The organism is Paenibacillus sp. E222, assembly GCF_013401555.1.
Taxonomy (GTDB): domain Bacteria; phylum Bacillota; class Bacilli; order Paenibacillales; family Paenibacillaceae; genus Paenibacillus.
Map to the genome: position 1 here is coordinate 5,184,137 of NZ_CP058552.1, position 24,157 is coordinate 5,208,293.

The 24,157-nt window shown below is 42.3% G+C and carries 21 protein-coding genes; 4 read left to right on the forward strand and 17 right to left on the reverse strand.

Annotated features, from left to right (window positions below; genetic code table 11):
- Positions 1-35 precede the first annotated feature (35 nt).
- Both csaA and HW560_RS23095 read right to left on the reverse strand, forming a co-directional pair.
- Positions 36-368 carry a chaperone CsaA gene (gene csaA, locus HW560_RS23090; RefSeq protein ID WP_179264854.1) on the reverse strand — a complete coding sequence of 111 codons (333 nt, stop codon included), beginning with the start codon at positions 366-368 and terminating at the stop codon, positions 36-38.
- Positions 369-419: 51 nt separating this feature from the next.
- On the reverse strand, positions 420-1,328 hold the full coding sequence (locus tag HW560_RS23095; protein ID WP_179264855.1) for a DMT family transporter: 909 nt from the start codon (positions 1,326-1,328) through the stop codon (positions 420-422).
- A gap of 155 nt (positions 1,329-1,483) precedes the next feature.
- Here HW560_RS23095 and HW560_RS23100 point away from each other — a divergent pair, with 155 nt between their 5' ends.
- Positions 1,484-2,374: an AraC family transcriptional regulator gene (locus tag HW560_RS23100; protein ID WP_090897953.1), complete on the forward strand. Its 891-nt coding sequence runs from the start codon at positions 1,484-1,486 to the stop codon at positions 2,372-2,374.
- A 181-nt stretch (positions 2,375-2,555) separates the two neighbouring features.
- Here HW560_RS23100 and HW560_RS23105 read toward each other — a convergent pair whose 3' ends face one another.
- The 6 genes from HW560_RS23105 to HW560_RS23130 form a co-directional block, all read right to left on the reverse strand.
- Complete coding sequence (locus HW560_RS23105; RefSeq protein WP_179264856.1) at positions 2,556-3,911, reverse strand: DJ-1/PfpI family protein; 1,356 nt, start codon at positions 3,909-3,911, stop codon at positions 2,556-2,558.
- 177 nt (positions 3,912-4,088) lie between these two features.
- Positions 4,089-5,084, reverse strand: a complete 996-nt coding sequence (locus HW560_RS23110) for an aldo/keto reductase (RefSeq protein ID WP_179264857.1) — start codon at positions 5,082-5,084, stop codon at positions 4,089-4,091.
- A 226-nt stretch (positions 5,085-5,310) separates the two neighbouring features.
- Positions 5,311-6,219: a helix-turn-helix domain-containing protein gene (locus HW560_RS23115; protein WP_090897944.1), complete on the reverse strand. Its 909-nt coding sequence runs from the start codon at positions 6,217-6,219 to the stop codon at positions 5,311-5,313.
- A gap of 16 nt (positions 6,220-6,235) precedes the next feature.
- Positions 6,236-7,237 (reverse strand): LacI family DNA-binding transcriptional regulator, encoded by a 1,002-nt coding sequence (locus HW560_RS23120; RefSeq protein ID WP_179264858.1) that lies wholly within the window; start codon positions 7,235-7,237, stop codon positions 6,236-6,238.
- Between the two features lie 135 nt (positions 7,238-7,372).
- Positions 7,373-8,344: a Gfo/Idh/MocA family protein gene (locus tag HW560_RS23125; protein WP_179264859.1), complete on the reverse strand. Its 972-nt coding sequence runs from the start codon at positions 8,342-8,344 to the stop codon at positions 7,373-7,375.
- Position 8,345: 1 nt separating this feature from the next.
- Entirely contained in the window at positions 8,346-9,365 is a 1,020-nt protein-coding gene (locus HW560_RS23130; protein WP_179264860.1) for a Gfo/Idh/MocA family oxidoreductase, read from the reverse strand.
- A 180-nt stretch (positions 9,366-9,545) separates the two neighbouring features.
- Here HW560_RS23130 and HW560_RS23135 point away from each other — a divergent pair, with 180 nt between their 5' ends.
- Positions 9,546-10,397, forward strand: a complete 852-nt coding sequence (locus HW560_RS23135; protein WP_090897933.1) for a MurR/RpiR family transcriptional regulator — start codon at positions 9,546-9,548, stop codon at positions 10,395-10,397.
- 157 nt (positions 10,398-10,554) lie between these two features.
- On the opposite strand, the gene HW560_RS23140 is transcribed toward HW560_RS23135, so the two are convergent.
- From HW560_RS23140 to HW560_RS23155, 4 genes are all read right to left on the reverse strand, one after another.
- Complete coding sequence (locus tag HW560_RS23140) at positions 10,555-11,283, reverse strand: amino acid ABC transporter ATP-binding protein (RefSeq protein ID WP_090897930.1); 729 nt, start codon at positions 11,281-11,283, stop codon at positions 10,555-10,557.
- The gene (locus tag HW560_RS23145; protein WP_090897927.1) at positions 11,276-12,721 is read right to left on the reverse strand and encodes an amino acid ABC transporter substrate-binding protein/permease; all 1,446 of its coding nucleotides are present in this window, start codon (positions 12,719-12,721) and stop codon (positions 11,276-11,278) included. The genes HW560_RS23140 and HW560_RS23145 overlap by 8 nt, the downstream gene beginning before the upstream one ends.
- Positions 12,722-13,069: 348 nt before the next feature.
- Positions 13,070-15,211, reverse strand: a complete 2,142-nt coding sequence (locus tag HW560_RS23150; protein WP_090897925.1) for a M1 family metallopeptidase — start codon at positions 15,209-15,211, stop codon at positions 13,070-13,072.
- 281 nt (positions 15,212-15,492) lie between these two features.
- Positions 15,493-17,436 carry a glycoside hydrolase family 127 protein gene (locus tag HW560_RS23155; protein WP_179264861.1) on the reverse strand — a complete coding sequence of 648 codons (1,944 nt, stop codon included), beginning with the start codon at positions 17,434-17,436 and terminating at the stop codon, positions 15,493-15,495.
- 126 nt (positions 17,437-17,562) lie between these two features.
- On the opposite strand from HW560_RS23155, the gene HW560_RS23160 reads away from it, so the two are divergent.
- Entirely contained in the window at positions 17,563-18,426 is an 864-nt protein-coding gene (locus tag HW560_RS23160; RefSeq protein ID WP_256222054.1) for a helix-turn-helix domain-containing protein, read from the forward strand.
- Positions 18,427-18,450: 24 nt separating this feature from the next.
- Here the strand turns inward: HW560_RS23160 and HW560_RS23165 are convergent, their stop codons facing one another.
- Entirely contained in the window at positions 18,451-19,836 is a 1,386-nt protein-coding gene (locus HW560_RS23165) for an MFS transporter (protein ID WP_090897922.1), read from the reverse strand.
- A gap of 111 nt (positions 19,837-19,947) precedes the next feature.
- On the opposite strand from HW560_RS23165, the gene HW560_RS23170 reads away from it, so the two are divergent.
- Positions 19,948-20,838: a LysR family transcriptional regulator gene (locus HW560_RS23170; protein ID WP_179264862.1), complete on the forward strand. Its 891-nt coding sequence runs from the start codon at positions 19,948-19,950 to the stop codon at positions 20,836-20,838.
- Between the two features lie 70 nt (positions 20,839-20,908).
- Here HW560_RS23170 and HW560_RS23175 read toward each other — a convergent pair whose 3' ends face one another.
- The 4 genes from HW560_RS23175 to HW560_RS23190 all read right to left on the reverse strand — a co-directional run bounded on the left by HW560_RS23175 (position 20,909) and on the right by HW560_RS23190 (position 24,083).
- Positions 20,909-21,280, reverse strand: coding sequence for an iron chaperone (locus HW560_RS23175; protein WP_063565000.1), 372 nt, complete (start codon positions 21,278-21,280; stop codon positions 20,909-20,911).
- Between the two features lie 123 nt (positions 21,281-21,403).
- The gene (locus tag HW560_RS23180; RefSeq protein WP_179264863.1) at positions 21,404-22,432 is read right to left on the reverse strand and encodes an ABC transporter substrate-binding protein; all 1,029 of its coding nucleotides are present in this window, start codon (positions 22,430-22,432) and stop codon (positions 21,404-21,406) included.
- A gap of 185 nt (positions 22,433-22,617) precedes the next feature.
- Entirely contained in the window at positions 22,618-23,211 is a 594-nt protein-coding gene (locus tag HW560_RS23185; protein WP_179264864.1) for a YdeI/OmpD-associated family protein, read from the reverse strand.
- A 245-nt stretch (positions 23,212-23,456) separates the two neighbouring features.
- Positions 23,457-24,083 carry a hypothetical protein gene (locus tag HW560_RS23190; RefSeq protein WP_179264865.1) on the reverse strand — a complete coding sequence of 209 codons (627 nt, stop codon included), beginning with the start codon at positions 24,081-24,083 and terminating at the stop codon, positions 23,457-23,459.
- Between the last annotated feature and the right edge of the window lie 74 nt (positions 24,084-24,157).

The window sequence follows — 24,157 nt, forward strand, 5'->3', positions numbered from 1 at the left end:
TGTTGTCTGTTACGCCAATATGACAATATGATCTATTATCCAATCGGTATTCCGTCAGGCAGCTCGATATCTGGTTTTAACAGAACGACATCCCCTTTTTCGGGTATTCCTCCCAGAACCAATACTTCTGATTTAAACCCGGCTATCCGGCGCGGTGGAAAGTTCACTACCCCTATGACTTGTTGTCCGATCAGTTCCTCTGCTGCATATCTTTTGGTAATTTGTGCACTGGAGTTTTTCATTCCAATCTCTTGTCCAAAATCAATCTCAAGTTTGATCGCAGGCACTTTCGCTTCTGCAAAAAACTCAGCTTTTGTAACGGTTCCGACGCGAATATCCAGTTTCAAAAAATCATCAATAGTAGCCATATATATTCTCCTCTTCTACTTGTCTTATCGTTTTCGTTGTATAAATTCACGTCAAGTTCGAACTTTAGAAATGGTGTATCGCCAGGATTTTGCCCAAAAATACACCCCCATGCCAAGTACAGTCACCATCCCGCCTATAAACTGAAACAGAGAGATGGTTTCTCCCAGAAATAGAAAGGCGAGTATGATCGCAAGAACAGGCTCTCCAATAATGCCTACAGAAAGCGTCGTTGCACCTAAAGATTTCAATAATAGATTAATAAGAAATTGTCCAAAAATGGTTGGAATGATGGCAAGCAACAAGAAATACATCCAATCTGAAGTGTTATATCCGGTCAGGGGGATATGATTGATTAGACTGTAGATAAGCAAGACAATCCCCCCAAGGAAGAAGACAATAACGCTGTACACATTTGCATCGATTTTGTGACTGACTTTTTGTCCAGCAAGCATATATGCCGAAACCGCGATGGTGCCCAATAAAGATAATCCATCTCCGATCAGTGCCTCTCTAGATACTCCGATGTCACCCCATGCGATAATAATTGACCCTGCAAGGGCTGTAACCAGACATAGAATCGTAACCATGTTTGCTTGTTGCTTGAAGATGAAGTATGACCCCAACATTACAAATAAAGGCTGCAACGATAAAATGACCATGGAACTTGCAACGGAGGTGTGCACCAATGACTCCATCCAGCATAAGAAATGCAATCCGAGAAAGAGTCCGGCTAACAACACAACACTCCAATCTTTTTTGCTCATCATAAGGTTTCGAAGACTTTTCCAAGGTACAAAAGGAAGCATTAGTATTACCGTTATGAACAATCTGTACATCCCAGCTACAGAGGTTGGTGTCTCTGAGGACTTTATCAATATGGAAGATATCGAGATGGACAAAATGCTGATAAAAAGCAACAGGTACGGATGAGGCGGATACAACGATTTATTCATTTTCATACTTACTCCTTCAACATGTTCTATCCAAATTCTGTGCACAGGATTATAGTGATAAAACAAAGATTGGATATAATAATATCATCGTTAATGTTTTATTTGTGTAATAATATCGCTATATTGTATATAAATATCACCATTTGAAAGGATACATTTAAATGTCAAAGCAGCTTCACGAGACGATTCTTTTCCCTGATGCTTCATTTCCATACATTATGTACACAGCTAATTCCGAGAAAATTATTCCTGAAGGTAGAGGATTTAATGACTTGCATTGGCATGAAGAACTACAGATTACATTGGTTACTCAAGGAAGGTTGGTTATACAGGTTAACGGTGTTGATCATGAGTTACTGGCGGGTCAAGCTATCCTAATTAATAAGGGAGTCCTGCATGTTACAACCCATCTGACCCACAACGGTCAATATGTGAGTTTTAATTTCCCTGAAAAGCTGTTAGCCTTCTACGCAGATAGTGCCATGGAGAAAAATTATGTTTTACCTTATACAGACTCTTCACTGGTGTCGCTGGTAATCAAAGGGGATGTAGAATGGCAACAGAATGTGCTAGATATGTTATGGGATATGAAAAAGAGATTTGATATGACAAAAAAGTGGGGATGGGAATATGAGGTTTCGATCAAAACCGTTCAATTGTGGCTAATTTTGATTCATAATATTACGCTTCCCTCCGAGGAGGCGCCCAAATATGTAAAGCTTCAGCAAGAGCGCCTTCAACTCATGCTCAGCTATATCCATCAGCAGTATTCAACGAATATCACACTGCAAGAAATTGCTGATACAGCACATCTGAGCATCTCGGAGTGCACCCGGAGTTTTAAGAAAACCATTCATATGACACCGTATGATTACTTAATTAAGTACCGGATCAAGAAAAGCGCGGAATTACTAATTTCAACTGATTATACAGTAACCGAAATAGCTCATAGGGTTGGTTTTAATCATGTAAATAACTTCATTCAGTCTTTCAAAAAACATCAAAACCAAACACCTAAGAGTTTCCGGAATTCGAGTAATGAGATTAAATAGTAGATATACGAAAAAGGAGACCATCGAAGAGACTTTCACTTATGAACTGAATCCGGCTATTTTAAAGAAATAATTAAAAAAAGAGATTAGGTGGCTCATAATTAGCCACCTAATCTCTTTTCCATTAACCTGATTAGTCTTACTCACTTCTTCGTTTAGAGAACATCTTAATTTGAGGCCATTACGATTTCTTTTTCTTGCGTATGAAACGCAAATCAATATAGAGAATAATAAGAAAAGTCAGTACGCCGAGCAGCACAGGAATGAGAAACGCTTCCAAGGAAAAGGCGCTGCCCTTCAGGTTCAGGTGATCGGTCGCACGATATTCAAGGCGCTTGGCAGCAAATTTCGCGGTTCGGATGTCCTCTTGTTCTGCCAGATCTTCGAAAGCAGGTTCCATTGCAAACCGTTCTGATGCATCACGATGCAGAAACAGCAGTTCCGCACGATTACCACTGTTTCTCCAATTATTGATGTCCTCAGCGGCGACAGAATCCGCATTTGCACCGACAATAATCATTTTCTCCAGCTTCGGCACGTTTTCAATCTGATAGCGCGCCACGATGTTCAGTCCATGCTTCGTTACAATGGGGTCATTTTGGTTGGAGACGGTCAGTGTCCTTGTAGTACCGGAAGCACCATACGTATCAAAAGCGGAAGACAAATCCAATTCATCTGCTCCGTTATACAACAGCACCCCGGCCTTCACCTTTTTCCATTGAAAAGCATTATTCATTATGTACGAAATATCGCTCAACTTGGCATTAAACGGCTTCATATGCGGGTTTAAGACGTAATCATATGATGGATAGTTCATCTGCTCTGCTACCTTCTTCGCAGACGCATCACCCAATTGATCCGAAATTACACGAAGTGTTGCATCAATACCGGAAGTTAGACCCGCGGAAGATATAATCGAGCCATGTTGAACATAACGCTGATCCTTCACCCACTGGATTTCGGGATATTTTTTGATGAGACGGTTAACGTCACCCCAGTGCGTTGCGGCAGACTTGCCATCCAGCAAACCCGTATCAGCCAGGTTTTCTGCTCCATTGCAAATGGAGAGTAATGTTGTGTTAACACTTGAGTGCTTCTGAATCCACTCACGTACAGGTGCGTATTGGTTTTCGTCCAACATTGGCATAAATGGAATGACAATGATGTCCGGACTTTTTCCGAGCAGCGTATCCATCTCAGCAAAAGAATAATGCGGGATTACATCAAGTCCCCCGGTTAGAGATTTAATTTCCCGATTGGGTGCAACACCGTACACATTGTAAGCTTCCGTCATCGCAAACATCTCGTACGGAACGAGAAAATCAAATACTTCGGTGACCTCGTTTGCCAGCAGCACAGCCACTGTCGGTTTGCTGGCGTCATATTCCGGCACTTGTACATTGTTTAATTCAGGAGCGGATGTATCGTAAGTCGACATTCCTGAATTCATCGTGCTGATGAACCCGATTGTTCCTCCCCCTGCCACCACAACAACTATAATGATCAGATAAATCATGAAACGTAATACAGACTTCATTTTGGATTCTCCTTCTGGTTATAAATGATTTACCTATGGAATTATATCAATCCAAAATGAAGTTATCGTCTGTCTGTGGTCGGTTAGAGGAACTCGACTAATGTCGGGTGTTACTACTAGACTCTAAGCTATTTACTTTGTAGTAAACGTACCCATTAACTCATCTTCAGCATATTGCTATGACTTAAATCCAGCATTAAGTCCATATACCGGATGAGGTACATACGGTTCTTCCAAGCTTGCCATTTCTTCTGATGTTAATGCAATCGACAGAGCTTCAACTGCATTTTCGAGATGGGATGTCTTCGTAGCGCCAATAATCGGAGCTGTAACCGGATTCTTGTGCAGCAGCCAGGCAAGAGCGATTTGTACCCGGGGAACGCCGCGTTTTTCAGCGATTTCTGCTACCTGCTCTACCACTAATCGATCGGTGCTGGCTGTTGCATCGTATTTTGCCCTTTGAACCTGATCCGTCTCGGAACGCTGTGTGGTTTCCTGCCAATCTCTGGTCAACCGTCCAGAAGCAAGTGGACTGTAGGGAATTACACCGATTTTCTCTTCCTGACAAAGAGGCATCATTTCCCTTTCCTCTTCACGGTAGATCAGGTTATAGTGGTTCTGCATCGATACAAAGCGGGTCCAACCATTTCTCTCGGCGACATATAAAGCCTTTTGGAATTGCCATGCTGACATGGCTGAAGCACCAATATATCTTGCCTTGCCTGCCTTCACCACATCATGTAATGCTTCCATGGTCTCTTCAATAGGGGTATGGTTGTCCCAGCGGTGAATTTGATATAGATCTACATAGTCGGTTCCCAATCTCTTGAGGCTTTTATCAATCTCACTCATAATTGCCTTTCGAGAAAGTCCGGCGCCATTCGGACCATCATGCATACGGGAAAACACTTTTGTCGCAAGGACAATTTCATCTCGATTAGCGTAGTCCTTGAGAGCCCGACCCAGGATCTCTTCACTTGTTCCGCCTGCATATACATTAGCTGTATCAAAGAAATTAATGCCTAACTCCAACGCTTTTTGAATGACGGGACGACTATTCTCTTCATCCAATACCCATTGGTGAAACCCTCGTCCCGGTTCACCAAATCCCATGCAGCCAAGACAAAGTCGAGATACATCCATGCCTGTATTTCCTAATTTCACATATTCCATTGGTTAATCCTCCTCAGCTTTTGGGTTGCGACAACGTGTAACGCATGAGACAACAATAACAAGAAAATAGATGCATTTCTTTGCTGCTAAGCTCATGGGATTTGTTTATTTAGCTCATTTTTTCGAATAATGAAAAAAAGCGTCTCACGATATTTATCGCGAAGCGCTTTACTCAACAGTGGTACAACGTTTCTTGTTTATAAAGTATGGACAGATTAAGCTGGCTTTATGTGATTTTTGCCTTGCTTCGTTTGCATTGCTGTCTAAACTCCGAGGGCGGAAGCCCGAACTGAAGCTTAAACACTTTGGAAAAATGGGCAACGTTTTCGAAACCTGTTGAGAAACAGACATCGGTGACGCACAATGATGTCTCTGCCAACAGTTTCTTGGCTTTATGCAGCCTCTGATTACGAATCCACTTCAAGGGTGACGTGTGGTATAGGGCCTGAAAATCCCTTTTGAAGGTAGACAGGCTTCTGCCAGACAAATAAGCCAGATCGCTTATAGAAATGGGATTCGTAATATTCTCCTCTATTATTTTGCCGAAGTCGCTGTTTTTATCATGATTTGGTTGCAGAAGTTGATGTAAAAATCGATCATTGGCGTGTGCCAGATGAAACAGGAGTTCCATGAATTTAAGCCGGATCAGTCCGTCTTGTACCTCGTCTGGATTTTCGAAATAGGGTTTCAATGATGCTATATATGAGCGGGTGAGTTCATTGACCGGTATAATTGACACCGGCACGATTTCATTCACGGTATCCGTCGGTTTGAATCCAGAAAACTGAACAAACTCCGCAAGCATATTTTCGTTAAGGAAAAACATCATATAGTCCAGCATGAACTCAGATCCAGGTTCACCCGACTTTATGTAATCAATACGAATCGATTGGTGAAGAAACACCATTTCATTACTTCGCACAGTGTACTCCTGATCCTTGAAGCGAACCGTGTATACGCCCGATATAACGAACAACAACATGTGATCTTTCAGAAAATAGGAGCCTGTTGTCCCCTGTGTATGCAAACAAAATTGAATGACGGATAACCCATTCTGCTTTAAACTTCCTTGTTTGTCTGGAGCACGTTCCAGTCCTTGTGGTGCTTTGATGATCTTTCCGTTTCTCATGGACATGAACAGTCCCGCCTTTTTAGCTTTTAATAATAGAATAACAGGAAACGGAGTCACGCTCGACACACTGTATATTGATCTTATAAGTAGACTCAACAGTCTCTCCTTTTAACATCTGAATGAGTACATGTCCAGCAAAGGAGCCTGCATCTGTTTTGGGTTGGCGAAAAGTCGTAAGAGGTGGATTTAAGTATTCAGTTACATGTATGTTATCAAATCCAATAATAGATAGATCTTCGGGTATGGAAACCTGGTGTTCTTTGAATGCCTCTAAACCTCCAATGGCCATTTCATCATTCGCAAAAAAGACTGCCGTTGGAAGCTCTCCCTCCATTAGCAACTTGGCTGCGTCGTAGCCACCTGTTTTCAGAAATTGGCCGCCAAGTCTCCAATTCTCATTCTCTTCCACCCCAGCTTCATGCATAGCTCTCAGATAACCCTGATATCGCATCAGATTACAATCCGAACTTAAAGGTCCACTAATATAGGCGATTGCGCGGTGACCTTTATCCAGAAGGAAACGGGTTGCCATATAACCACCCTGCTCATCATCCATCAGAACATTTACAATATGCTTACTATGAAGTTCCCGGTCCATCACAACAATTGGAAACCCCGTTTCGGCAGCCTGCAACAACAACTCATCTTCAATATTTTCAGCGATTACAATCACACCGTCCAGCCTTCTCTCTCGGATAAAGCGTGCGGCTGTCGATCGCTCCCCGCCTAAAGAACTGCATACGATGAGGTCATATCCCTGACTTATGGCGCTGGATTCAATTCCACTCACCAAGTCGGAAAAATAGGGGACAGACATATCATGAACGATAACTCCGATCGTTTGTGTGTGTTTTCGCTTTAATTCGGATGCGGCTCCGTGCTTGATGTAATTAAGCTCACTTGCTACTGCAAGTACTTTCTGTCTTGTATGCTCACTTACATGTTTTTTGCCGTTGAGTACATAGGATACAGTTGAACTCGCGACACCCGCTAACTTTGCTACATCTTTAATCGTTATCATTAAATACTCCCCAAGAAGACTGTTATTGGTTCACTGACATATGAATTTTTTATATCTTTCACCGCATTTTAACACAGTCATCTTGGGAAATGCACAAAAAGATACAATACAATCATTCTGGAATTTCAGAATATATTATCGATCAGGTCCAAATACAAGATTGGCGGATTGTTTGGCTTGTTCAATAACCTCCATCACCTTCTCGCTATGCTCTAACATAGCTGTGACTTTCTCCAGATCATGTTCACGAATCATACGCTCGAATTCAACAAACTCGTCATACATACGATGAGGATGATCCTTAATATCTATTCGAATCGGCGTTTCCTTATGAAGCGCAAGATCAAAGGATTCACATTTGTTGGCCGAACTGGTCATGTGGATATATCCTTTATTGCCCTGGATGTTCGTGCTGTCTTTAGAGCCTATGCAAACACACTTGAACTCACGGTAGTCCAAAAGCAACATGCCTGAAGTGTCAATCCCGCGTTCCATGTTGGCCCAGTATTCCACCTTCTTCGGGCTTCCGAAAAGCCCTACGACCAGATGAATATTATACAAATTAATATCCATCAAGGCTCCACCAGACATTTCCGGATTAAATGCCGGCAACACTTCTCCAGCCTGAAAAGCCGCATAGCGGGATGAATATTGGGAATAGTTACACTCCACAATTTTGATGTCACCCAGTTTGCGCAGATTCTCCTTCATGGACAAATAATTCTTCAAATATTGGTTTGTGATGGCTTCAACCAACACCAGCTGTTTTTGCCGTGCAATCTCTTTAAGTTCAAGAAATTCTTGAAAATTGGAAGTGAACGGCTTCTCACAGATCACATGTTTGCCGCCCAATAACGCTTCTTTGGCATATGCATAATGAAGATGATTTGGTAGTCCGATATAGATCGTATCCACTTCATCATTTGCAATCATATCGCTGTACTCCGAATATATTTGTGCAATTCCATACTGCTCTTGCAGAGTCAGCATTTTATCCAGATGACCAGGTCTGGAACAAATGGCCTCCAACGTAATCGCAGGAATTTCATGAATAAAGCTCAATAGATCCTTTACAATCATTCCAGCTCCGACAATTCCCAGTTTCATATTAGTTACACTCCTCCATACCTTTTTCTAATATTTCCATAACCGCGATCGTTTCTTGGTCTTGAATCACTTTTTCTTTGCCATGGTTGATGGCTTCATAGATATCGTCGTACACTCTTGCATAATCGCCTTGTTCAGAAGTTACTTTTTCTTCATGATAGATTCCTTCGTCATCCAGATACGTCAGTACGCCATAGTGCTGAGGCAAATCCTTACCAAAATCGGGATGTCCTTTGGGAAGGTAAAATAACTTCAGATGTTCCTCTTGACGATCCTCCGTTTGTTTTACGAATACCCCCTTTTTGCCGTATACTACAAAACTCGGGCGTGGCTTTAAGCGGAAAAAGCTGGATTTGACTGATACTTTCAGCGAAGCGTAATAAAAGTCCAGATCGAAATAATCATTCATTCTGCCAGGCCCCAGCAATTGACGAACATCGTAATGTATTTTGTCCGGTTGCCCGAAATAGGATAATACCTGATCAATGGTGTGAACACCGTGCCCGTATAAATAACTTTTGTATTTGGAAAAATGGGTGGTAGCATTCGGGATCTCCGGTCGATAATAATCGTAATGCATTTCCACTTCCAGCAAATCGCCAAGCTTTCCTGATTCAATCACTTTCTTGGTCGTCAGAAAATCCGAATCATATCGTCGGTTCTGATAACATTGAATCAAGAGATTTTTTTCTTTGGCGTACTGGAAAATGGATTCGGCTTCTTCTTTGGTCAGCATAAAAGGTTTCTCCACAAGTACATGTTTTCCATGAACGAGTGCCATCTTTGCATACTCATAATGGGATTCGGTATGTGTACAGACCACGACCAACTGAATGTCATCGTCATTCATTAAAGCTGCAAGATCATCTGTATACAGAACACCAGGCGCTTTCTCCCACTCCGTTTTCTCTGGATGACGGGCGTATATCGTTTTTACTTTCAAATGATCCCGATTCAATGAAAAAGGAAGATGATAACGATTTGTACTTTTGCCATTGCCAATGTAACCGATGGTCAACATATGAATTCCCCCTCAGGCTCTTTTTCATTTATTATAGAAGAAGAAAATCCGCCGGAGGGGCTTTGAAGAAATTACGGTACATTTGACCAATATTTTGTATTTCTCATGCCCTCTTTTTAAACAAAATGTTTACTGAACGCTCTACATCAACATTATTTCAATGATTCCGGGGTGAACCTGTTGAAAATATTGACCCAACTAACAGACATGAACCACTTTACACCAAATGAAAAAAGCATCGCTTCTTATATTCTGACTCATAAGGAATTAATGCTTCACTTGAATATTCAAGAGCTTGCCAAAGCTACATACACGTCACATTCTGCCATCAACCGCTTGACTCATAAGCTTGGACTTTCGGGGTTTAAGGAGTTCAGCATAAAGCTTGCTCGAGAGTTTCAGCAGGATGCTCAGAACATCTCCAATATCGATCCCAATTATCCGTTCGCTCTTGGTGAATCTTCACTCCAGGTGGCAAAAGATATAGCTGAACTAATGAAAGAAACGATTGAGAAAAACTTTGCTTTTATGGATGAAGCCTCTCTAACAGAAGCAGCCCATTTGCTGGATCAGGCAAAACGAATCTTCATCTATGCGTTGGGGGATTCTCAAATCCGCGCGAAGAGTTTTCAGAATAAATTGATTAAAATCAATAAATACGTCGTGATTACAACAGAGCTATCTGAATGGGCTTACCATACCATCAATCTTACGGCGCAGGATTGCGCCATTTTTCTGACCTATCATGAAAAATCGCCCATTTTCCTAAAGGCAGCTCAACATTTCTCGCGTGAAAAAATCCCATTTATTACGATTACCGCGAATCATCAAAGTGAGTTGGCCAAGATGAGTACGATCTGTATCCAGGTGCCGAATGACGAAACAAAACATGCAAAGATCGGTACGTTTTCATCACAAATTGCCTTTGATTACGTGTTAAACGTGATTTATTCCTGTATTTTTCAAATCGACTACGCCAAAAACATGCAAATGACTACATATTCGTTGAAGAATTTCCAGTTGGATGAGTAATATGAGAGGGGGCCCTATTCTTGCGTCTTCCCTGCTAACAGAGGTTGCTGCCGCTGTCAAAGTGATGGAGAGACATCAGACCGGGTGTAAAAGCAGGAAATTACAACATACCAAAAAACCTTCAAGAACGAATTCTTGAAGGTTTTTTGGTATGGTTTTAGAGTACTTTCTCGAGGAAGCTGATCGTCCGTTCATTTTTTGGATTTCCGAATATTTCATCAGGAGTGCCCTGCTCTACAACATATCCACCGTCCATGAAGACAACCCGATCCGCAACTTCACGGGCAAAGCCCATTTCATGGGTCACGATAATCATCGTCATACCTTCGCTCGCAAGATCCTTCATTACACCAAGGACTTCGCCTACCATTTCGGGGTCAAGTGCCGAAGTTGGTTCATCGAATAACATAACGTCCGGATTCATGGCAAGCGCACGAGCGATCGCTACGCGTTGTTTTTGTCCGCCCGAAAGTTGGTTGGGATAGCTGTCTGCTTTATCCGACAAACCAACCCGATCCAGTAAACGGAGTGCCGTATCGCGTGCTTCCTGTTCTTTTAAAATCCCAAGTTCTCTGGGGGCAAACATAATATTTTTGAGCACGCTAAAATGAGGAAACAGGTTAAAGTGCTGAAATACCATACCTATGTTCTCGCGAGCTTTGTTAATGTTCGTTTTGGGATCATTTAAATCCCGATCATCTACGATAACCCGTCCAGCTGTGATCTCATCTAACTGGTTAATGCAGCGTAAAAACGTACTTTTACCTGAACCTGAAGGTCCAATGACACAGACAACTTCACCTTCGTTGACCGATATATCGATGCCCTTCAACACATGATTCGTGCCAAAACTTTTCTTTAATCCTTCTACTTTAATTTTACCCACGACGAACCCTCACCTCCAGGTAGTCAGCAATTTTAGTCAATGTGATGATAACAATCAGGTACATAATCGCAACAGTCAACCAAATGTCGAAAGAGGCGAATGTTCTTGCGATGACAATCTTACCGGATTGCGTCAACTCCACCAGACCAATGACGGACAAGATCGACGTATCTTTCAATGTAATAACCATCTGATTAATAAATGAAGGAATCATAACCCGTATGGCCTGAGGGATTACAATCTTTATCATCGCTTTGCGATAAGGAAGTCCCAATGAACGGGCTGCTTCCATCTGTCCACGATCAATCGATTGAATACCCCCACGAATAATTTCCGTCACGTACGCCCCTGCATTCAGACTCAACGTCAGAATGGCGGCCAGGAACAGTGGCATGGTGAAGCCCATCGCCTGAGGAATTCCGAAATAAATAAAGAATGCCAGGACAATCAACGGTATCCCGCGGAAAATATCCACAAATACAGTAGCAACAATTCGAAGGAACTTATTCTGACCCACTTTCATAAAAGCAAAAATCAAGCCGATGATAAAGGCGAAAAACAGCGAAATAATCGTATACAAGAGTGTTTTCCCCATACCTTTGAACAGCACAGGTAGAGATTTTTGAACTAATTCCCAACGACCCTGGTTTGCGACAGTGGCATTCTCGCCAACATATTCCTCGGTAATGCGCTTAAATTCACCGTTAGCCTTGATATTCACTAATCCTTCATTAAACATCTTTAGGAGTTCTTGATTCTGTCCCTTGCTTACCGCAAATCCATAGGAAGCGCCGTCTTCTCTATCGGTAACGGTTTTCAAACCGTTATTCTGTTTTATCCCAAATCTTAGGACAGGTTCATCTTCAAAACATGCAACCGAGTTTCCAGTTTTCACATCATCATACATTTGCGAAGAATCATCGAATGGAACAATGGTAAAGCCGTATTTTGAGGCGATGGATTCAGCAAAGCTGTACCCTTCTGTGCCCGTTTTCACAGCGACCTTTTTACCGCGGAGATCTTCGTAGCTTTTTACGGTATCATTATTTACGCTAACACCCATTACGACGCCTGATTGATAATAAGGTTCTGAGAAATCAAACTTTTGTTTTCGTTCATCTGTAATACTCATCCCGGCAATGACGCCATCCACCTGATTGGACTCAAGAGCTTGCACAGCCGCATTAAATCCCAGCGCTTTGATTTGATAATTGAAGTTCTGATCTTTGGCGATCGCATCCAGCAAATCCATGTCGATGCCTACATAATCCCCATTTTCATCTTGATATTCAAACGGTGCAAATGTGATGTCTGTGCCGATCACATAGGTTTTACCTGAATTGGAGTTTGCATTGGCATCCCCCGACCATCCGGATAACCCCGCCACTAGGAGCAGAATTATTGATAGTACATAAAATGAGACCTTGGTTGTTTTCATATGTCCTCCTCATCTCGGTGTTCTCCGAATTCTGATCATTTTCTTGTCATTGATGTTACTGTCGTACAGTTTTAGGTGTCTTTGCACATTATATTGTTATTATTTGCAGTATATTAACAATCAATGCTTTCCCTAACATTCTTCACTTTCCTCCGCAACGTTTTATTTGACAATCCACTTAAAGATCCACGTTATATTTACCCTTCAGGACAGGTTTTAAAAACCTAAATTGAACTTAAATAAAAAAGCCGCCATATAGGCGACTCTGTAACAGACAATATGATGATCATCCAATGACAATTGCAAAAGGAAATTTTAATCTTTCTTTATAAGAATGAACACTTCGAGTTATTCCTCAACAAATAATTTTGAAAGTGGATTTTCCACTTTTTTATCCAATGTTACCTTGCCCGTCTTGTTCAACATATAGTACTGATAATAAGCGCTGCTGAATCCAGTGGATTCCTGCATCTTCATCATAAAGGGTTCAAGACTCCCACTGCTCAGATGATCTTCATTCCAGAAATAGTGCAGCATCAAACGATTTTGATTATAAGGGTGTTTGATCACATAGGCTCCAGCAACTGACGGTTGGTTCATAGTCGTTTTCCATTGAAAACCGATATGGTTAGCACGGTCCATAATGCTGGATTTTAAAGCTTGTACAAAACCATTTGATTTAGCACTACCAAGTACTATTAGGTTGCTGGTAGCCAATTCTTTTTTCATTTTTTGCTTCAAATCCTGCCGGTCCCGGATCACGTCATACTTCACTCCGCTTAAATCCAGAAGAGTTGTTAGTTGGTTTACCATGGCTTCCTGTTGTTTGTTCGCTGACTTGCTCACCTGATCACTGACCACAATGGCTAATGGCTCACCTTGAAGGGCTTTATCCATCACACGGCTCATCGTTTCAAAAGGTACATTCGGAACCTGAGTTAATGCTGATTCATATAGCGATTGAAACTGATCATGCAGATATGCCGTTTTTTCCTCATTCGACAGTTGATATTCGGGCTTCAGCACAAAATTGGGATCATATAAGGCTTTATTCATATCATTTCGCGTCTCTTTCCCCAGTACATCTTCTATCGTTTGCAGAAGTCCGTCAATCGTAGCATTTTGATACACATAGCGTTTAAAATACTCTTTCATAAAGGCATCGAATTTTTCTTCCCCGACGGAACGGTACAATTGGTATATTGCTTGGCGGCCTTTATCGTAATAAACTGGGCTTGCCCAATCTCCCACCTCGTCATTGGTTGAAGCAATGGCCTTATCCACAGTGGAATCGTCAAATTGGATAGACTTAAAGCCATTCATCGTGTCCCCCTGCTTCTCAGAGAAATACACTTTAGAGAAATCTGCAAAGCCTTCGTCCAGGAAAGACTCTGTCTCCGAATTATTCCCGATTAACGCATGAAACCACTGGTGGGCGATTTCATGCACAAATACGGTGTCTTGTTCTGGAGCAGAATTTATTCCGATTTGCCCCATTTGGATAAGTCTTGAATACTCGATAGCTACACCTTCTACATACGATTCAACAATCCGGAATTCAGGATAAGGATATTTACCGTATTTATCACTAAAAAAATCAATGGCTTTGAATGCTTGATCAATATATCCATCAACGATTTTTTTCTTACCTGGCTGGTTGTCAAAATAATAATACTCTACGGTGAGGCCATTCCGGGTTACGCTGTCCACTTTGAAGTTCGGGCTGGCAAAGAAAGCAAACTCCCTCGTATTCTCGGCTACGGTGGATACCACTTTGCGTCCAGTCTCTGCATCATCCCGTGTGGTTATCGTACCAGGCATCACTACCTGATATTGATCGGGAACATTGAACTGAACTTCATAATCCGCGGAAGTATAATAATCCGTTTCGAATGTTTTACTATAAGGTTTGGTATCCCATTCATGCTTGGCCTCATCATAGACTGACATTACAGGGAACCCATGAGCCCCATTGATAATATCTTTGTAATACGATAACCGCTGAGAGCCATAGGGAATCTTCAGATTAAAGTGGACTTGAACCGACACGGATTCACCAGGCTGAAGGGGTTGCTCCAATTTCACCGACATAGCTTGGTCTTTATTACTGAAATCAAGGGCTTGCCCACCGGTCGTCACCTTCTCAATATCAATTCCTCCAAGAAAGTCTTCCGGTTTCTTATCAGGGTTATTTTTGCTAATCTCTTCATTGGAATGTTTAAACATGGTCGTCTGTGTCGATTCCGAAAGGTTGGCATCAGCATAAGTATGAAAAACCAGTTGCTTCAATGTATCTTTGCTTGTATTGCGGTAAGTAATGGATTCACTCCCCTCGATCATCATCTTCTTCTCATCCAGCCGGGCTTGAATTCGATATTGGATAGGCGCTTGAGCCTTAATATCTTTATTGGCTTGTGAAATAGCTGATACAGGAGCTGCATTAGCGGCAGCACTACCCGTACTTATGATCGGGCATGCGGTCAGAATCATAGCGAGTGCGCTGATAGCTGTTATTCTGATTCGATTTGATGTGTATGAACGTGAATGATAGATATAAATCTCTCCCTCGAATGATTTTTGAAGCTCAGAGGCAAGTATAGAAGATCAACCTTACATTGGTTTAATGCGTATCTTAAATTTCGTTTAAAAAAAGAAGCTGTTTGTATTAAACGAGCATGACCATAAAGCAAAAAGTCGCCATTTAGGCGACTTTTAGTAATTGTGTCTCTTTACCGATTTTCAATGAAAGGTGTCACAAACGAATTATAGAATCAGGTACGAAGCCAAACATTCATTTCTCCGGCTTGTCGATTGCCCCATAAATAATAAGGGATTGCTGTGAGTTGTACTGGTTTGACGTTTTTGTTTAACGGCTGGTAAGGTTGATTATCCAACCACACGGATTCATCCACAAGTAGCCCATCAACTTCTACAGTAATGCAGCCACCAAGCAGTTCAGGCGTTTCGTGTTCTCTCAACTCTGGCTCCTCTGCGAATGAGAGTGAAGACAGTGAAGATCCATTATCCACTTGCTCCAGGCAATAAACGAGTGGGCCGCGTTGGATGGCAGCTTTCCCAGCATCTGGCCGGATCAGAGGATGAGCAGCGATCAATTGGGTCTCTAGTGGCAATATCCACTCTACTGTATCACCATCGGACCAAGCACGTTCCATTTTTGCATAACCATTATGCTTACGATAATGTTGAGGTTCTCCGTTGATCTTTAATATTGGATCCTGACTTTGAAACCACTGAGGAATGCGGACTGCAATCTCAAATGGAGCAGCTTTAGCATCATTACCAGCCAAAGAAATCGAGAACTCCACCTTTCCATACCAGGGTAATTCAGATCGTTGATGTACTGTTACTTGCAGACCGTCTCCTGTCACCCATTGAAGCTCGCTACCGATAAACAAGTGCACATACACCGTTTTTCCGTCATTAGATATGTCATAAATATAATCATGAAGTGAACTCAATAAACGTGCCACATTAGGCGGACAGCATGAACAACCAAACCATTTCTGCCGTACGGGCTTCACATGATGTTTGTCTGGATTTTTTTCACTTGCGTCCGGGTATACCTCTAGTGGATTTACATAGAAGAAATGTTGTCCATCTTTGGACATGCTGCCAAGTACATTATTGTATAGTGCTCTTTCCATGACGTCAGCATAGTCACTTTTGGCTTCCAATTGCAGCATCCGACGTGCCCAGAAAATTAGTCCAATGGAAGCACAGGTCTCTGCATAAACCGTATCGTTAGGCAGATCATAGTCAAACGTAAATGCTTCCCCCAGATGTGTTGCACCTATGCCGCCGGTAATATACATTTGCTTGCGCGTTGTATTGATCCAGAGCCGCTCACAGGCTTCTCGCAAACTTGAATCATTCGTGAGGCGTGCCAAATCGGCCATGGCGGTGTACATATAGACTGCACGAACAGAGTGACCCACAGCGACCGTTTGTTCTCTCACTGGCAGATGAGACTGATATACCTCAAGATTGGGAGTCCCCTGTGACCAAATATTTTTCCTTCCCCGGCGTTCCCACTCTTCCACGAAATAACTTGGCTTGTTACCGCGCTCATTAATGAAATAACTGCTCAGATTCAAATAACGTTGTTCTCCTGTAACGTTGTATAGTTTAACCAGAGCTAATTCAATTTCCTGGTGCCCACAATACGCCTGAATTTTACCTTGCTCGGTTCCAAACAAGCTATCAATGAGATCAGCGAACCGACATGCGATGTCGAGAAAAATGCGTTTCCCTGTCGCATGATAATATGCAACTGCTGCCTCTATCATATGTCCAGCACAATATAGCTCGTGAGCTTCATACAGATTGGTCCATTGTCTTCCAGGCTCTTTAATGGTGAAGTAGGTATTTACATATCCATTTTCATGTTGAGCTTGACCAATCAGATCAATCACTTCATCAGCGATGCTCTCCAGCTTGGGATCAGGATGGTTACCGATCGAATAAGCAACCGCTTCCAACCATTTGTAGAGATCACTATCCTGAAATACCCATCCCCCGAATTCACCTTTCTCCAAGCCAGCTGCAATTCGGAAATTACGGATGGCATAGCTCGGCTCCGCGCCTTCGATTCGGTCATTTAGCGCTTCCCATTGATAAGGAATGACAGTCTGACGGACTAATTCGGAGTATTCTTTCCAGAAGGTGTCTTGAATGGCTACTTTGGCTTTTCGCATTATGGAATTCCTCCTATAAAATTGACTCTTGTGGTTTTCAATTATAAGCTGTGATTACATGGGAAAATAGAATTGAATTGAACTTTTTTCTATAAAATTTAACACTAATAGGGAGGGTTATCTGTTTTGAATGGAGATGGAATCATAGAGCTTAACGTCCCCCAACTCCCCTATTATCTAGGAGCAGGACGTTCTGAATATGAAATCGGAGATCAACATCCGAACCGGAAAAAGCTTGGTATCTACGATGTACTGATTGTGGTCAAGGGAGAATTATATATTGGAGAGAATGATCAGCAATGGACTTTGGTAAAAGGAGACTCACTAATCCTGCTGCCAGAAGGAGAACACTATTCGGTCAGGCCGTGTTCACAGAAAACGGTATTTTACTGGCTGCATTTCGAGCATGTTGAAAGATATGAAAGCTTGCTGACCTCTTCTGATTATGAACCGGAGTTGCAAGATTCCTCCAGACCGTTTGGCAATCCTTATACGTTAAGGCTTCCTAAACATTCGAAATTAGCCAATCCACAAGCGGCTTTCAATCTTCTGGAGCAATTATTGACACTAGAAATGGATAGCTCCTTTTGGCAGGAGCAGCGCTTGCTAGGTGAATTGCTTTCCATACTGGAAGAAGGCAGCTTGCGGGTTATGGATTCCGTGCAGACACGATTAGCAGAACAAGCAGCAATATATATTCAACAGAATTATAAGACAAAGGTCACGAATGAAACGTTGGCAGCAGCTCTCCATTTTCATCCCAACTATGTTATCCGCTGCATGAAGATGAAGTATGGTAAAACACCAATTGAATATTTAAATGAACTTCGTTTAGAACGTGCAAAGCGATTACTGGTTACTACAGACTGGTTGATTGATCGCATTGCAGAAGAAGTGGGCTTTCGTTATGCTCCATACTTCTCATCCTGTTTCAAACGGTATATCGGGTTGTCTCCGCTTCAATTTCGAAAGCAATATATGACTACGTAATGATATGAATTATGAGATTCGGCACTATAACGTCTGCGTTGCGGATGATTTCTGGCGTCGTAAGGTCATGATGATTAAAGATGCAGCTAATACTGTCAGGATGATTCCAAGCGTTTGAAATCCTATAAAACTGAATGTGTCTCCCATGACAATTCCAATCAACAACGATGACAAAATGGTCCCCAGATATCTCGATGTATTAAAAATACCTGATGCGACACCGATCATATCTTTGGGTGTGCTTTTAAACAAAGCCGCCTGCATACCAACACTGTTGAGCCCATTACTTATACCAAATACAGCTAAGGGCAAAATGACATTCACCACTGGTGAGTCTTTATCCAATGCCACAATCAAGATGGACCCGCACGTCATTAACACCGCTGAAACGATCAAAGCTGGCCGCGTACCTGATTTGTCAATCCAGCGTCCGGCGAGAGGAGAACTGATGAGTGAACATAAACCAAGGGTTAGCATCAATAGTCCTGTATGAACTTCGTTCAGATGGCGTACCTGCTGTAAATAAGATGGCACACCAAAAAACAGAGCGTAAAACAGAGTGTTAACCAGCATAAATTGTACATTCACCCAGGTCATTTCGGGATATTTGGCAAATACCCTCAGCGGAATAAAGGGGGACGCTGTTTTCAATTCATGTCGGATAAAACTTGCTAATGCAAGCAATCCGATCCCTCCTGCCATAAGGTGCCAAGTTAAAAGATGTCCGATTGATTTAACGGAAAGCACGCTCATTAGCAGAGTCACCAATGCGACGGTGAACAAAAGTATGCCGGGCGCATCAATCAGCAGGAACCATTTTCTGATGGACATGTCGCCATAGTTGGATTTGAGGGTCGCTTCTTTGGGAATGGTTTTCCAGGCGAATATAAAGCTTGCGATTACCAATGGAATATTCACTAGAAAAATACTTTGCCAGTCCCACCAATGAATCAATACACCGCCAATAAAAGGGCCTACCGCGGCTGCACCAGACAGGAACATCGCAAGGATAGACAGGGCAGCAGCCTGTTTCTCAGTAACGTGGATTCTTACAATCGCCATTCCGACGGCTACCATCATGCTTGTGCCAACAGATTGAATGATCCGGAATACGATAAGCCAAGAAAAGTCTGGAGATAACGGAGCTAACATGGAGGAACCAAAGACAACAACCAGACCGATAAGGAATATCTTTCGGCGGCCGAACAGATCACTGCACTTGCCCATGACCGGTTGAGCCACAGCACTTGCAATGTAAAAGGAAAAAATAATCCATGACACGGTCGTAACATCAAGTATAAACTCCTGTTGTAGTCTTGCAATTGCTATAGATATCATGGAGGAATTGAGCGGATTCAGCATGATTCCCAAGCCCACAGATATCATTAACCATATATTTCGAGCGTTCATTATGTATATCCCTCCTTCTTCTGTTGTCATCTTAATGGAATCCCTTTATTTATTCCAACGCATTTTATGTTATGATTTGATGAACTAAAAGGAATAAGAGAGTGGTGCGAAATGGAACTTCTTCAGCTACGCTATTTTCTGACGTTAGCCCGATGTGAACATGTTACAGAAGCTGCGGGTAAGCTGCATGTCACTCAATCCTCACTGAGCAAGACGATACAACGTTTGGAGGATGACTTGGGTGCACCGTTATTTGATCGATTGGGCAGAAAACTGCGGTTAAACGAATTCGGAAGAACATTCCTTCGACGGACCGAAAAAGCCTTATTCGAATTGGAACAGGGAAAACAGGAAATGGCTGATCTCTCCAACCCGGATCACGGTACACTTCAATTGGCAGTGACTACAGCAAGCACATTACCAGGAATCCTGCGGGAATTCCGAAAAAATAAGCCGAATGTTCAGTTTCATGTACAAATGGTTACGTTGGAAGACATGTGCACGCTTCTCCACCGAGGCGAAATTGATTTTTGTCTGTCTTCCCCTCCAATCCAGGGAGATGATATCGAATGTCAGATGCTGTTCCAGGACCCAATTGTAGTTGCCGTGCCTCTCGGTCATCAATATGCGGATCGAAGCAGCATCACATTAGAAGAGCTTAAGGATGAGTGGTTTGTGGGGGTGAAAAAAGGATATGGTATTCGTGATCTGGTGGACTCCAAATGTCAATCCGTCGGATTCGTACCGAAGTATGTTTATGAAGGAGATGAGCCTGCAAGATTAACTGCACTTGTGGAGGCGGAGATCGGGATTGCCTTTATACCCAATACAGCAAGAAACCCGCAGGAACGAATTGTATATCTCCGGATCGAGGATCAGAACCTAGTGAGGGAAATTGCTTTATTGTCGCATAAAAACAGATATATCTCGAAAGCAGCTATCGCGTTTCGCAGCGTAGTCATAGATTATTTTGGTGCAATGTCCAAACCAATTGCTGAATAACCCATTACAAAGACCCCGCTCACCGACGTAAGTGAGAGCGAGGTCTTTTGTTGTAGGCTATCGATCATGCCTATTTCCGCCAAAAGGTTGAACAGTCTGCTTTTTCCGTAATGTTGAAATCAATCATTCGTTCCAGTAATGAAAAATCAACCGGTCCATCCCACCGGATACGCACCAACTCCTTGGTGTGCTCATAGCCGGCCTTCACAATTTCATCGGAAAAATGATTAATCCCTGCCTTCTCAGGCGCCACAGCCAAATGATGTTTGGATACACTAAATCCAATAATAAATGTGCCATGATCGGTAAACATGGGCTGATTCCACGCTATTTTAGGTACTAAATTTGGGTACTTCTTGATAATCCATTCTAAAACTTCTTCCGTACGGTCCCGATGTCCCAGGTTATCAATTCGTGCTAGATATTCTGCAAAAACGTCCATATTATCTTCTCCTAACCAAGATTTATTTCGCATACTTCATCTCATATTATCATGAAAATGAAATTGAAAAACCCTTTGGTCCAGATTCGCCAAAGGGTTGAAAAAATATATATTACTCAAAGACTACTTCACCGAAAGCAGGCTGTCTGATATAAACTTCAGCTGACCTTCAAGCGATACAGGGTCGTTGTATGTATCAGAGGTCGGATCAAGCTGGAACACATGGCCCTCTTTGACCGCAGTTAGGTTTTTCCACACCGTATTATCGTAAACAATCTTCGGATCGGTTGTATCTCCTGACCACGGGCTAGTGAAGATGATGTCGCCTGCATATTCCGGTAACACTTCCATCGAGATTGAAGCCCAGCCTGTGCCACTATCAATTGCCTCTGTCTGAGCCCTTTTTGGTGCCTTGAGACCAAATTCGTCATAGAGTATTTCACCACCACGACCGTAATTATGACCAAATACAAATAATCCTTTGGCGTATGGATTCAAAATGGAGACTGTACGATCTCCTACAGCGGCAAGCACTTTTGGCTTCAACCCATTGATCTTCGCTTCCCATTGTGTGATCCAGTCTTTTGCTTCGGCTTCTCTATTGGTCAGCTTGCCCATCTCCAACATGAGATCCTTGAAATTGCGCTTACCATATTGTAACTGTACCACTGGTGCAATCTGCGACAACTTGTCGAGACCCTCTGTACCTGTGTATGCGATGATCAGATCAGGCTTTAGGCTGATCAGCTGCTCCGCTGTTGGCTGCTCTCCCAGATCTGTTGTCCCCTGACTTTTGAGTTGGTCCTTAATGTACTTGTTGTTTATTGCACCTGACGTTGCACCGACGACTGGAGCATCGAGTGCAACAAAGTACCCTGTTGAAAATGCGGTCAGATCGACAATCCGCTTCGGATTTGCAGGTACTTCCACTTCACCTGCATCCGATTGATATGTAACAGTCTCTCCTTCGGCACCTGTTGTTGTATCGGCGTCAGAAGCAGAAGTGGAGTCAGTTGATGATTCCGTGTCCGCGGCTTCGGTTGTGGTGGTCTCCGTTGTATTGCTTTTCGTTGCGGCCTGACCGCATGCACTTAGTACAAGTAATATAAAGAGAGCAGACAAAAGCCATATCGAGTTTCTTCGTTTCAGCAAAATAAACCCACCTTTTTCAAATGATATTGATAATCGTTATCAACGATACCATGCTATAGTACATTTGACAAGATGATTTCATATTCGACAAATGAAAAAACAAAAAAACACCCACTAAGGCAGGTGCTTCGATGCATATAAATTAATTTCAAAACAAAACAGGCTGTTTCCTGTACATTAAAGGTTTAATCATTCAACCCTTTTCCATCCAGAATTTGCTGCGTACATTTCTCCACCCTGGACACACGGGTTTTGGATTGCTTCGGTTGGGAAAAATAAAAAAGGTATGCCCGTTGACGTCCAGGCGTCAATGCTTCAAATGCGGTTTTCAACGCAGGATTTTCATCCAGTTTAGTTTGAAACTCTTCTGGAACAGCATACTCTATATTCTTTTTGAGTTCCACTTTCAATCCGGCCTTTTCAACCTCAATGGCTTCAAGAATATACTCTTTCAGGATAGCTTCCATGTCAACGATTTGTTGAAGATTAGTGAACCGGATTTGGCGAGCAGCTTGTACATTTTCTGTTTGTTGGATTAGAATACCTTGCTTATCTTTTAACAAGGCTCCTTTATGGAAAAGAAGCGCACAATATTCCTTAAATCCATGAATGATAACGATGTTCTTATTCTCCAACGTGTAACAAGGATGCATCCACTTAAAGTCTTCAGTCAGGTCGCAGGAAAGAACGATCTCTCTTAGCTTCTCTGATTCTTCCTTCCACTTCTTTGCTTTGTTTAAATATCCATCCACCTTGGGATTTGTTTTATTAGTTGTCATCAGGGACCATCCTTCATCATGCTAGTCATATTGTTGCATTTCTAAAATGATTCTTCTTTTACATATGATTGCCAAGAAAAAGCAGTTAATTTCATTCAAAACCATGTGTGTCGCTTAAATATTATGACACCATTTGGCGTCTGGTCAATACTAACTATTATTCAACTCATATACATATGTCCTTTGTCCCACCTCTTATCCCTAACTAGGAAGCCGATATTAAAAGAACCAAAGTGAGAAAGCCCCTAGGATTTGGCGTATTGTAAAATTGCCGCCGCTGCGCGGATTCGCAGGCCCTCTTCTTCGCTATGCAATGCCTTTTTTAGAACATTGAGTGCTTCTTGAATAGTAGCTTCATCTACTCTAACTGAGGAATGATTATCTCCTTCAGTAGCTACAGAGGTGATCGAAACCCAGGGCTCCAGTTGAGCCTGCGTAATTGAGTGTTCGAATTTCGCAATGATTGAGTAATGACTCACAAGTGCAAGTACTTTATCATTTAACTCTGCTAAGGGAATGCGCCCCAGCCAGGTAACTCCCCGTCGATGGCATATGTATTCCTCTCCGGTTCCGTTGGAATCATCGTAAAAATAATCGCCCAAATCCCCTACATATGCCCATTCATCATCGTTTATCAAGACATAGTCCCCATCCTGCATCACGTAGACAAAAGTATGGAGCGTATCCAGGACATCACGAAGCTCCGTCTTTCCTATCCTGTAGTGTTGAACTAATTGCTCTGTCCATTCTTCTGCAGGCTCGTGCTCCAAATCTCCTGTCGCAGGCCAACCAATGCCGATAAAGTTATTCTCCAGAAACGACTCCGTCCAATCGATCTCTTGCAGTGTGGCTCGTATATGAAACAGATTCATGTGGTTCCTTCCCAATAGTGATTTCAGGATTTAAGACTAAGTATATACTCCAGACATTCGTCGCTGCATTAAAA

Excerpts from the sequence above, each read along its gene's own strand:
- HW560_RS23115 (WP_090897944.1), bottom strand. The coding sequence starts at position 6,219 with ATGTCCATGAGAAACGGAAAGATCATCAAAGCACCACAAGGACTGGAA.
- HW560_RS23175 (WP_063565000.1), bottom strand. The coding sequence starts at position 21,280 with ATGGACGTTTTTGCAGAATATCTAGCACGAATTGATAACCTGGGACAT.
- HW560_RS23185 (WP_179264864.1), bottom strand. The coding sequence starts at position 23,211 with ATGACAACTAATAAAACAAATCCCAAGGTGGATGGATATTTAAACAAA.
- HW560_RS23120 (WP_179264858.1), bottom strand. The coding sequence starts at position 7,237 with ATGATAACGATTAAAGATGTAGCAAAGTTAGCGGGTGTCGCGAGTTCA.
- HW560_RS23110 (WP_179264857.1), bottom strand. The coding sequence starts at position 5,084 with ATGGAATATGTGAAATTAGGAAATACAGGCATGGATGTATCTCGACTT.
- HW560_RS23170 (WP_179264862.1), top strand. The coding sequence starts at position 19,948 with ATGGAACTTCTTCAGCTACGCTATTTTCTGACGTTAGCCCGATGTGAA.
- HW560_RS23155 (WP_179264861.1), bottom strand. The coding sequence starts at position 17,436 with ATGCGAAAAGCCAAAGTAGCCATTCAAGACACCTTCTGGAAAGAATAC.
- HW560_RS23150 (WP_090897925.1), bottom strand. The coding sequence starts at position 15,211 with ATGATTCTGACCGCATGCCCGATCATAAGTACGGGTAGTGCTGCCGCT.
- HW560_RS23165 (WP_090897922.1), bottom strand. The coding sequence starts at position 19,836 with ATGAACGCTCGAAATATATGGTTAATGATATCTGTGGGCTTGGGAATC.
- csaA (WP_179264854.1), bottom strand. The coding sequence starts at position 368 with ATGGCTACTATTGATGATTTTTTGAAACTGGATATTCGCGTCGGAACC.
- HW560_RS23105 (WP_179264856.1), bottom strand. The coding sequence starts at position 3,911 with ATGAAGTCTGTATTACGTTTCATGATTTATCTGATCATTATAGTTGTT.
- HW560_RS23095 (WP_179264855.1), bottom strand. The coding sequence starts at position 1,328 with ATGAAAATGAATAAATCGTTGTATCCGCCTCATCCGTACCTGTTGCTT.
- HW560_RS23190 (WP_179264865.1), bottom strand. The coding sequence starts at position 24,083 with ATGAATCTGTTTCATATACGAGCCACACTGCAAGAGATCGATTGGACG.
- HW560_RS23130 (WP_179264860.1), bottom strand. The coding sequence starts at position 9,365 with ATGTTGACCATCGGTTACATTGGCAATGGCAAAAGTACAAATCGTTAT.
- HW560_RS23100 (WP_090897953.1), top strand. The coding sequence starts at position 1,484 with ATGTCAAAGCAGCTTCACGAGACGATTCTTTTCCCTGATGCTTCATTT.
- HW560_RS23145 (WP_090897927.1), bottom strand. The coding sequence starts at position 12,721 with ATGAAAACAACCAAGGTCTCATTTTATGTACTATCAATAATTCTGCTC.
- HW560_RS23125 (WP_179264859.1), bottom strand. The coding sequence starts at position 8,344 with ATGAAACTGGGAATTGTCGGAGCTGGAATGATTGTAAAGGATCTATTG.